This is a genomic window from Cupriavidus sp. 05T42 (assembly GCF_056396345.1).
In genome coordinates this window covers 1-7030 of record NZ_JBFTLH010000043.1, presented here as the reverse complement: position 1 = coordinate 7030, position 7030 = coordinate 1, and the positions used below count along the sequence as shown (strand labels likewise).

The 7030-nt window shown below is 55.2% G+C and carries 1 protein-coding gene, 4 tRNA genes, 1 rRNA gene and 1 other annotated feature; all 6 genes read left to right on the top strand.

What is annotated here, in order from left to right:
* The first annotated feature begins 298 nt into the window (after nt 1-298).
* The 6 genes from AC1EJR_RS27150 to tuf all read left to right on the top strand — a co-directional run bounded on the left by AC1EJR_RS27150 (nt 299) and on the right by tuf (nt 7027).
* A 16S ribosomal RNA gene (locus AC1EJR_RS27150) occupies nt 299-1830 on the top strand.
* A 63-nt stretch (nt 1831-1893) separates the two neighbouring features.
* Nucleotides 1894-1970: transfer RNA gene (locus tag AC1EJR_RS27145), tRNA-Ile, on the top strand.
* An 8-nt stretch (nt 1971-1978) separates the two neighbouring features.
* Nucleotides 1979-2054, top strand: a tRNA-Ala gene (locus AC1EJR_RS27140).
* Between the two features lie 310 nt (nt 2055-2364).
* Nucleotides 2365-5291, top strand: a sequence feature (most likely nonfunctional fraction of RNA operon).
* 290 nt (nt 5292-5581) lie between these two features.
* A tRNA-Tyr gene (locus AC1EJR_RS27135) sits at nt 5582-5667 on the top strand.
* A 48-nt stretch (nt 5668-5715) separates the two neighbouring features.
* Nucleotides 5716-5789: transfer RNA gene (locus AC1EJR_RS27130), tRNA-Gly, on the top strand.
* Between the two features lie 47 nt (nt 5790-5836).
* Nucleotides 5837-7027: an elongation factor Tu gene (gene tuf, locus AC1EJR_RS27125; protein WP_223995657.1), complete on the top strand. Its 1191-nt coding sequence runs from the start codon at nt 5837-5839 to the stop codon at nt 7025-7027.
* Nucleotides 7028-7030 lie beyond the last annotated feature (3 nt).

Below are 7030 nucleotides of genomic sequence, written 5' to 3'. Positions count from 1 at the left end.
CGCAGGTTGTTCTTCATAATCTCGTTTCTCTGCTGCGACGCAAACGACGCAGCGCAGACAAGCAGTACCGCCCCCGGCAAAGCCGGTGTGGCCAGTTCTTTAACAACCAAACAACCGATAAGTGTGGGCGCTTGATGGCGAACGCCGCGTGGACTTCGGTCTGCGTGTTGCTTCAAAAGTTATTAAGTGCTCGCACAGTAAAACATGTTCGGTTCGTTCTTCGGAATGGATCGAGTCAGTTTTCTGAGAGTGAGCGACCGCTCGAAAGAGCGAGGTGCTTCGGCACCACACAGGTATTGAACTGAAGAGTTTGATCCTGGCTCAGATTGAACGCTGGCGGCATGCCTTACACATGCAAGTCGAACGGCAGCACGGGAGCAATCCTGGTGGCGAGTGGCGAACGGGTGAGTAATACATCGGAACGTGCCCTGTTGTGGGGGATAACTAGTCGAAAGATTAGCTAATACCGCATACGACCTGAGGGTGAAAGCGGGGGACCGAAAGGCCTCGCGCAATAGGAGCGGCCGATGTCTGATTAGCTAGTTGGTGGGGTAAAAGCTCACCAAGGCGACGATCAGTAGCTGGTCTGAGAGGACGATCAGCCACACTGGGACTGAGACACGGCCCAGACTCCTACGGGAGGCAGCAGTGGGGAATTTTGGACAATGGGGGCAACCCTGATCCAGCAATGCCGCGTGTGTGAAGAAGGCCTTCGGGTTGTAAAGCACTTTTGTCCGGAAAGAAATGGCTCTGGTTAATACCCGGRGTCGATGACGGTACCGGAAGAATAAGCACCGGCTAACTACGTGCCAGCAGCCGCGGTAATACGTAGGGTGCGAGCGTTAATCGGAATTACTGGGCGTAAAGCGTGCGCAGGCGGTTTTGTAAGACAGGCGTGAAATCCCCGGGCTCAACCTGGGAATTGCGCTTGTGACTGCAAGGCTAGAGTACGTCAGAGGGGGGTAGAATTCCACGTGTAGCAGTGAAATGCGTAGAGATGTGGAGGAATACCGATGGCGAAGGCAGCCCCCTGGGACGTGACTGACGCTCATGCACGAAAGCGTGGGGAGCAAACAGGATTAGATACCCTGGTAGTCCACGCCCTAAACGATGTCAACTAGTTGTTGGGGATTCATTTCCTCAGTAACGTAGCTAACGCGTGAAGTTGACCGCCTGGGGAGTACGGTCGCAAGATTAAAACTCAAAGGAATTGACGGGGACCCGCACAAGCGGTGGATGATGTGGATTAATTCGATGCAACGCGAAAAACCTTACCTACCCTTGACATGCCACTAACGAAGCAGAGATGCATTAGGTGCTCGAAAGAGAAAGTGGRCACAGGTGCTGCATGGCTGTCGTCAGCTCGTGTCGTGAGATGTTGGGTTAAGTCCCGCAACGAGCGCAACCCTTGTCTCTAGTTGCTACGAAAGGGCACTCTAGAGAGACTGCCGGTGACAAACCGGAGGAAGGTGGGGATGACGTCAAGTCCTCATGGCCCTTATGGGTAGGGCTTCACACGTCATACAATGGTGCATACAGAGGGTTGCCAACCCGCGAGGGGGAGCTAATCCCAGAAAATGCATCGTAGTCCGGATCGTAGTCTGCAACTCGACTACGTGAAGCTGGAATCGCTAGTAATCGCGGATCAGCATGCCGCGGTGAATACGTTCCCGGGTCTTGTACACACCGCCCGTCACACCATGGGAGTGGGTTTTGCCAGAAGTAGTTAGCCTAACCGCAAGGAGGGCGATTACCACGGCAGGGTTCATGACTGGGGTGAAGTCGTAACAAGGTAGCCGTATCGGAAGGTGCGGCTGGATCACCTCCTTTCCAGAGGCTTGTGTTCACAAGTCAAGCGTTCACACTTATCGGTTTGTTTGCTGTTACAGCCAAGGGTCTGTAGCTCAGGTGGTTAGAGCACCGTCTTGATAAGGCGGGGGTCGTAGGTTCAAGTCCTACCAGACCCACCAAGTTATCCGGGGGATTAGCTCAGCTGGGAGAGCACCTGCTTTGCAAGCAGGGGGTCGTCGGTTCGATCCCGTCATCCTCCACCACTTACCTTGGTTGGTTTGCCAAATGAAAGCACTTAGCGCGAAGGCGCTGTGAGTGCTTTCATTTGGCATTGCCAAGCGATTGGATTCACTGAATCCGTCGGCTGTTCTTTAACAATATGGGATGTAGTAAAGGTGTCGCGCGAGCGTTGATGAGACGCTGAATTATCCAACGCGATACCGGGTTGTGATTGTATCAACCAAAATGTATTTAAAGTGATCGAAAGATGACTTGGAATACGGCACAAACGCGAGAACTCAGACCTATGGTGAGTCGTGTGCTTAAGCGAAAGCTGAGACACACTCGTTATAGGGTCAAGCGAACAAGTGCATGTGGTGGATGCCTTGGCGATTACAGGCGATGAAGGACGCGGTAGCCTGCGAAAAGCTTCGGGGAGCTGGCAAACAAGCTTTGATCCGGAGATGTCCGAATGGGGAAACCCGGCCCTTATGGGTCATCCCTGACTGAATACATAGGTCAGGGAAGCGAACGCGGCGAACTGAAACATCTAAGTAGCTGCAGGAACAGAAATCAACCGAGATTCCCAAAGTAGTGGCGAACGAAATGGGAAGAGCCTTGTACTCTTTAGCAGCATTGTTAGCAGAACGGGATGGAAAGCCCGGCCATAGCAGGTGATAGCCCTGTATGCGAAAACAGCGTTGTGGAACTAGGTGTACGACAAGTAGGGCGGGACACGTGAAATCCTGTCTGAAGATGGGGGGACCATCCTCCAAGGCTAAATACTCGTAATCGACCGATAGTGAACCAGTACCGTGAGGGAAAGGCGAAAAGAACCCCGGGAGGGGAGTGAAATAGATCCTGAAACCGCRTGCATACAAACAGTCGGAGCCTGGAAACGGGTGACGGCGTACCTTTTGTATAATGGGTCAGCGACTTACATTCAGTGGCAAGCTTAACCGATTAGGGAAGGCGTAGCGAAAGCGAGTCCGAATAGGGCGTTGAGTCGCTGGGTGTAGACCCGAAACCAGATGATCTATCCATGGCCAGGTTGAAGGTGCGGTAACACGTACTGGAGGACCGAACCCACTAACGTTGAAAAGTTAGGGGATGAGCTGTGGATAGGGGTGAAAGGCTAAACAAATCTGGAAATAGCTGGTTCTCTCCGAAAACTATTTAGGTAGTGCCTCGTGTCTCACCTTCGGGGGTAGAGCACTGTCATGGTTGGGGGGTCTATTGCTGATTACCCCGCCATAGCAAACTCCGAATACCGAAGAGTGCAATCACGGGAGACAGACATCGGGTGCTAACGTCCGGTGTCAAGAGGGAAACAACCCAGACCGCCAGCTAAGGTCCCCAAATATAGCTAAGTGGGAAACGAAGTGGGAAGGCTAAAACAGTCAGGAGGTTGGCTTAGAAGCAGCCACCCTTTAAAGAAAGCGTAATAGCTCACTGATCGAGTCGTCCTGCGCGGAAGATGTAACGGGGCTAAGCTATATACCGAAGCTGCGGACGCACAGTAATGTGCGTGGTAGGAGAGCGTTCTGTAAGCCTGTGAAGGTGTCTTGTAAAGGATGCTGGAGGTATCAGAAGTGCGAATGCTGACATGAGTAGCGATAAAGGGGGTGAAAGGCCCCCTCGCCGTAAGCCCAAGGTTTCCTACGCAACGTTCATCGGCGTAGGGTGAGTCGGCCCCTAAGGCGAGGCAGAGATGCGTAGCTGATGGGAAGCAGGTTAATATTCCTGCACCGTCGTATGATGCGATGGGGGGACGGATCGCGGAAGGTTGTCCGGGTGTTGGAAGTCCCGGTCCCTGCATTGGAGAAGGCGCTTAGGCAAATCCGGGCGCGTAATTCAAGGATGTGGGGCGAGCGGCCTTGAGCCGCGAAGCAATTGGAAGTGGTTCCAAGAAAAGCCTCTAAGCTTCAGTCATACGAGACCGTACCGCAAACCGACACAGGTGGGCGAGATGAGTATTCTAAGGCGCTTGAGAGAACTCGGGAGAAGGAACTCGGCAAATTGGTACCGTAACTTCGGGATAAGGTACGCCCTTGTAGCTTGACTGGCCTGCGCCAGGAGGGTGAAGGGGTTGCAATAAAATGGTGGCTGCGACTGTTTAATAAAAACACAGCACTCTGCAAACACGAAAGTGGACGTATAGGGTGTGACGCCTGCCCGGTGCCGGAAGATTAAATGATGGGGTGCAAGCTCTTGATTGAAGTCCCGGTAAACGGCGGCCGTAACTATAACGGTCCTAAGGTAGCGAAATTCCTTGTCGGGTAAGTTCCGACCTGCACGAATGGCGTAACGATGGCCACACTGTCTCCTCCCGAGACTCAGCGAAGTTGAAGTGTTTGTGATGATGCAATCTCCCCGCGGCTAGACGGAAAGACCCCATGAACCTTTACTGTAGCTTTGCATTGGACTTTGAACCGATCTGTGTAGGATAGGTGGGAGGCTTTGAAGCGTGGACGCTAGTTCACGTGGAGCCGTCCTTGAAATACCACCCTGGTTTGTTTGAGGTTCTAACCTTGGCCCGTGAATCCGGGTCGGGGACAGTGCATGGTAGGCAGTTTGACTGGGGCGGTCTCCTCCCAAAGTGTAACGGAGGAGTTCGAAGGTACGCTTGGTACGGTCGGACATCGTACCTAAAGTGCAATGGCAAAAGCGTGCTTAACTGCGAGACTGACAAGTCGAGCAGGTGCGAAAGCAGGACATAGTGATCCGGTGGTTCTGAATGGAAGGGCCATCGCTCAACGGATAAAAGGTACTCTGGGGATAACAGGCTGATACCGCCCAAGAGTTCATATCGACGGCGGTGTTTGGCACCTCGATGTCGGCTCATCTCATCCTGGGGCTGTAGCCGGTCCCAAGGGTATGGCTGTTCGCCATTTAAAGAGGTACGTGAGCTGGGTTTAAAACGTCGTGAGACAGTTTGGTCCCTATCTGCCGTGGGCGTTGGAATCTTGACGGGGGCTGCTCCTAGTACGAGAGGACCGGAGTGGACGTACCGCTGGTGTACCTGTTGTCTCGCCAGAGGCATCGCAGGGTAGCTATGTACGGAAGAGATAACCGCTGAAAGCATCTAAGCGGGAAACTCGCCTGAAGATGAGGATTCCCTGGAGGCTTGACCTCCTTGAAGGGTCGTTCGAGACCAGGACGTTGATAGGCTGGGTGTGAGCGAGTCGGAACCACCCCTTCCCATCCCGAACAGGACCGTGAAACGACTTTGCGCCGATGATAGTGCGGACTACCCGTGTGAAAGTAGGTCATCGCCAGGCTCTTATACCCAGAACCCCCAGCCCCAAAAGGCTGGGGGTTTTGCTTTTGCGGCGACGGATTGACGTTGCCGCTCGCGTTGCCTCGCCGAAGCCCTGAAAGCCGCGCCAGCGCTGGATTTCAGAGCCCCTATAGGGTGAGAGCGTCGGTTTTTCGAACGATGATTCTGGTTCGCGACAGCCGTGCAAAGCGTGCTGTTCGCAGGGCCCGCCAGGCTACCGCAAAGGTACTTACCGCAAGGGAAAGTGCTTGACAGCCCAAGCGAGCTCCACCATAATCACAAGTTCTCTGCGGAGAGGTGCCCGAGTGGCTAAAGGGGGCAGACTGTAAATCTGTTGGCTTACGCCTACGCTGGTTCGAATCCAGCCCTCTCCACCAGAATGCAAGGCAGCAACCAGGCGATGAGCCGGTGAAGGAAGTAACCGGGCGGGTGTAGCTCAATGGTAGAGCAGAAGCCTTCCAAGCTTACGACGAGGGTTCGATTCCCTTCACCCGCTCCAGCACCGCGGTTGCCGTCAAAGAAGTAAGTCAAGTTTCGCCCATGTAAATGGCAAAGGAAAAGTTCGAGCGGACCAAGCCGCACGTGAACGTAGGTACGATTGGTCACGTTGACCACGGCAAGACGACGCTGACGGCAGCAATCGCCACGGTGCTGGCTGCGAAGTTTGGCGGCTCGGCCAAGAAGTACGACGAAATCGACGCAGCGCCGGAAGAGAAGGCACGCGGCATTACCATCAACACCGCACACGTGGAATACGAGACGGCTAACCGCCACTACGCCCACGTTGACTGCCCGGGCCACGCTGACTATGTGAAGAACATGATCACGGGCGCTGCGCAGATGGACGGCGCAATCCTGGTGTGCTCGGCCGCTGACGGCCCGATGCCGCAGACGCGCGAGCACATCCTGCTGGCCCGTCAGGTTGGCGTGCCTTACATCATCGTGTTCCTGAACAAGTGCGACATGGTGGACGACGCCGAGCTGCTCGAGCTGGTGGAAATGGAAGTGCGCGAGCTTCTCTCGAAGTACGACTTCCCGGGCGACGACACGCCGATCATCAAGGGTTCGGCCAAGCTGGCGCTGGAAGGCGACAAGGGCGAGCTGGGCGAAGTGGCGATCATGAACCTGGCCGACGCCCTGGACACGTACATCCCGACGCCGGAGCGCGCGGTTGACGGTACGTTCCTGATGCCGGTGGAAGACGTGTTCTCGATCTCGGGCCGCGGTACCGTGGTGACGGGTCGTATCGAGCGCGGCGTGGTGAAGGTCGGTGAGGAAATCGAAATCGTGGGTATCCGCCCGACGGTGAAGACGACCTGCACGGGCGTGGAAATGTTCCGCAAGCTGCTGGACCAAGGTCAAGCTGGCGACAACGTGGGCCTGCTGCTGCGCGGCACGAAGCGCGAAGACGTGGAGCGCGGCCAAGTGCTGTGCAAGCCGGGTTCGATCAAGCCGCACACGCACTTCACGGGTGAGGTCTACATCCTGTCGAAGGATGAAGGCGGCCGTCACACGCCGTTCTTCAACAACTACCGTCCGCAGTTCTACTTCCGTACGACCGACGTGACCGGCTCGATCGAGCTGCCGGCGGACAAGGAAATGGTCATGCCGGGCGACAACGTGTCGATCACGGTCAAGCTGATCGCCCCGATCGCCATGGAAGAAGGTCTGCGCTTCGCTATCCGTGAAGGCGGCCGTACCGTCGGCGCCGGCGTCGTGGCAAAGATCCTCGACTAAGCA